The organism is Sinomonas sp. G460-2 (genome assembly GCF_047759905.1).
Taxonomy (GTDB): Bacteria; Actinomycetota; Actinomycetes; order Actinomycetales; family Micrococcaceae; genus Sinomonas.
Window position 1 is genome coordinate 1 of the sequence record NZ_JBKZWT010000348.1, and the last position, 3,645, is coordinate 3,645.

General features: G+C 71.5%; 3 protein-coding genes. All 3 read left to right on the forward strand.

Features of this window, described 5'->3' with window-relative positions:
• Positions 1-106: 106 nt before the first annotated feature.
• Positions 107-1,255 carry a glycosyltransferase family 4 protein gene (locus ACLN58_RS19495; protein WP_415856894.1) on the forward strand — a complete coding sequence of 383 codons (1,149 nt, stop codon included), beginning with the start codon at positions 107-109 and terminating at the stop codon, positions 1,253-1,255.
• A 15-nt stretch (positions 1,256-1,270) separates the two neighbouring features.
• Positions 1,271-2,635 carry a UDP-glucose dehydrogenase family protein gene (locus ACLN58_RS19500; RefSeq protein ID WP_415856895.1) on the forward strand — a complete coding sequence of 455 codons (1,365 nt, stop codon included), beginning with the start codon at positions 1,271-1,273 and terminating at the stop codon, positions 2,633-2,635.
• Positions 2,636-2,796: 161 nt separating this feature from the next.
• Positions 2,797-3,645: SWIM zinc finger family protein (locus ACLN58_RS19505; protein WP_415856896.1), on the forward strand; the 849-nt coding region annotated here is incomplete at its 3' end.

Here is a 3,645-nt window from a genome sequence, read left to right on the forward strand (position 1 = left end):
CCGGGCCTGCGCGCGCAACCTTCGCAACCCTCGCGTTAACCAAGGCTTCCCCTTTCCGTCACGGCGTTTCCGCCATCTCGTTAGGAACCGCACCGACCGTGGAAGCGTGAGGATAGCGATAGTTGCCGAATCGTTCCTTCCGCAGATGAACGGCGTGACCCACTCAGTCCTGCGGGTCCTTGACCATCTCCAGGAGCGTGGCGACGAGGTCCTTGTGATCGCCCCCGCCGGCGATGGCGCGCCCGGCCCCGAGTACGTTTCCGGTGCTCTCGTGCGCCGCCTCCCGGCGATGCCGATGGCCGGGTACGCCAAGGTCCGCGTCGCGTTCGGGGCCGTCCCGAAAGTCAAGCGCATCCTGAGAAAGTTTGCGCCCGACGTCGTCCACCTCGCCTCCCCGTTCGAGCTCGGCTGGCGCGCCGTCCGCGCCGCCCACAGCCTCGGCATCCCCACTGTGGCGATCTACCAGACCGAGGTCCCGAGCTACGCGGCCCGGTACGGCGTCCCGTTCCTCGAGAACTGGGCGTGGCAGCGGGTCGAGAAGATCCACCTCCTCTCGGACCGCACCCTCGCGCCGTCGTCGTTCGCGATCAACCAGCTGCGCGGGCGCGGCATCTTCGACGTCGAAATGTGGCGCCGCGGCGTCGACACCCAGCGTTTCCACCCGTCAAAGCGCGACGCCGCGTGGCGGGCTTCCATCGCTGGAGTTGCCCCCGACGGGACTCCCCGCAGGATCATCGGCTACGTGGGCCGCCTCGCCGCCGAGAAGCAGGTCGAGGACCTCCGCGTGCTCGCCGACCTGCCGAACACGAAGCTCGTGATCGTGGGCGACGGGCCGCTGCGCCCGACCCTCGAGGCCCAGCTCCCGTCGGCGTACTTCGCGGGCTTCCAGGGGGGCGAAGACCTGGCCCGGCTCGTGGCGAGCTTCGACCTGTTCGTCCACCCGGGCGAGTTCGAGACGTTCTGCCAGACCATCCAGGAGGCCATGGCGTCCGGCGTGCCGGTCGTCGCGACCGGCCGCGGCGGGCCCCTCGACCTCGTGGACAACTCCAAGACCGGCTGGCTCTACACGCCCGGCCAGCTCAACGAGCTGCGCTCCTACGTGCAGGACCTCATCGGCGACGACGCGAAGCGTGCCGCGTTCGCCGAGGCGGCCCTGCAGAGCGTCCAGGGCCGCACGTGGTCCTCGATCTGCGACCAGCTCGTGCGCCACTACGAAGACGTCATCGCGGCCCGCGCGCCGCTCGCCCTCGCCTGACCTGAAAGGACCCACATGAAGATCTCGGTCATCGGATGCGGCTACCTCGGAGCGGTCCACGCCGCGACGCTGGCGTCGATGGGTCACGATGTGGTGGGAATCGACACTGATGCCGAGAAGGTGGGACACCTCTCGCGCGGCTTCGCACCGTTCTACGAGCCCGGCCTCGAGGAGCTCCTCGCCGACGGGCGCACCAACAACCGGCTCACGTTCTCCACCGACATGGACCTCGTCGCGGACTGCGACGTGCACTTCCTGTGCGTCGGGACGCCGCAGTCGAAGACGAGCGAGCTCGCGGACCTGACGTACCTCGAGTCGGCCACGCGCTCACTCGCCGATCGCGCGCGGGCGGGCTCCGTCGTCGTCGGCAAGTCCACCGTCCCGGTGGGGACGGTCCACCGGGTGCGCGAGTGGCTCGCGCAGGCCGACGTCGAGCTCGCGTGGAACCCCGAGTTCCTGCGGCAGGGCACGGCCGTGAAGGATTCGCTCGTGCCGGACCGCCTCGTGTACGGCGTGGACGGGGCCGAGCCCGGCGCGGGGAGCGCGACAGCCGCCAACACGATCCGCGTGATCGACGAAGTCTACGCGCCCCTCCTCCACGCGGGAGTCCCGCGCATCGTGTGCAACTTCGCGACGGCGGAGCTCATCAAGTCGGCCGCGAACGCGTATCTCGCCACGAAGCTCTCCTACATCAACGCGATGGCCGAACTGTGCGACGCGGCCGGCGCCGACGTCACGCAGCTCTCCGCCGCGATGGGCCTCGACCCGCGCATCGGCCAGCGATACCTCGCCGCGGGGCTCGGCTTCGGCGGGGGCTGCCTCCCCAAGGACATCCGCTCGTTCCGGGCCCAGGCCCGCGAGCTCGCGGTCGGCTCGGTCGACGCGTGGATGGGCCTCGTGGACCAGATCAACATCAACCAGCGCGGGCGCGTCGCCGCGATGACCGCGGAGCTGTGCGGCGGCTCCGTCGCGGGCCGCCGCGTGGCGGTGCTCGGGGCGGCGTTCAAGCCGGACACCGACGACATCCGCGACTCCCCCGCACTCGACGTCGCGCTCCAGCTCGCCGAGGCGGGCGCCCACGTGGTCGTGACGGACCCGAAGGCCATCAACAACGCGTGGATGCGCTACCCGCAGCTGCAGTTCGAGCGGTCGGCCGCGACCGCGTGCGAGGGCGCCGAGGCGGTCCTGCTGCTCACCGAGTGGGCCGAGTATCGCGGGCTCAACCCGTTCGAGCTCGCCGAGATCGTGGCGCGGCCCGTCATGGTCGACGCGCGGAACGTCCTGGATCGCGAGGCGTGGACGGCCGCTGGCTGGACCCTCGTGGGCCTCGGCACGGGCGACGTCGCGCCCGCGGCGCGGGAGGCCACGACCGCCCTGTAGGGCGGCGCACTCTTCCCGCGAGAGCGCACGTTTGCCGCGAGAGCGCACGTTCCACAGCGTCGCAATGTGCGCACTCGCACCCACCGTGCGCTTTCGCGCACACAGTGCGTTCTCAAGCCGCGGCCCGCTGGGTTGTCGGGCCTGCGTGGGAGGATTGCAGCGTGTCCCTCTCCGCCGTGCCTCAGCCCGGGCCGAACCCCGCCGACCTGCCGATGGTCGACGTGCCGGGGCTCATCCGCGCGGTAGGCCCGGCGACCATCGCGCGTGCCACGGCGTATGCGCGGGGCGGTCACGTCTTGAATCTTGACTGGGACGCGGAGACGGGAGCGCTCTCGGCGCAGGTCCAGGGCAGCGAGGACGAACCGTACGAGTGCGTCGCCCGGATTCGCCGCGTCTCGGGCCGCGACGTGTTCGCGGGCGGCTGGTGCTCGTGCCCCGTCGCGAGCGACTGCAAGCACGTCCTAGCCGCGCTGCTCGTGGCCAACGAGCAGACGGTCCGCGCGCGCATGGGCCTGGCAGCGCAGACCCCCGCCCTCCCCTCCACGGCCCCCACGCAACCCGCGTGGCGCGCGGCCCTCGCCGAAATCCTCGCCCCGAGCGCGGCGGTGCGCCCCACCCGCGAGACGCCGCTCGGTCTTCAGTTCGAGCTCCGCGACCTCGACGGCGAGGCACGCAAGCGCTTCGGCGCGGCCTACGCGCGGCAGCGCCGCGAGGGCACGAAGCTCGGGATCCGGCCCGTGAGCTTCAACCCCGGCACAGGCCGCTGGGGAAAGGGCACGCTGAGCTGGCAGACGTTCGCGCGGCGCGACCACCATGGCCAGTACAAGCCCGCGCAGTTCCGCGTGCTGCAACAGCTCCAGCCGCTCCAGCTCTCCGACGGCGGCGACCACTGGCGCGGCCCGGACTCGTGGATCTATCTCGACGACTTCGCGAGCCCGCTTCTGTGGGCGGTCCTCGCCGACGCGAAGGCGGCGGGGGTCGCGCTCGTGGCGCCGCGGAAGAACGGCCGC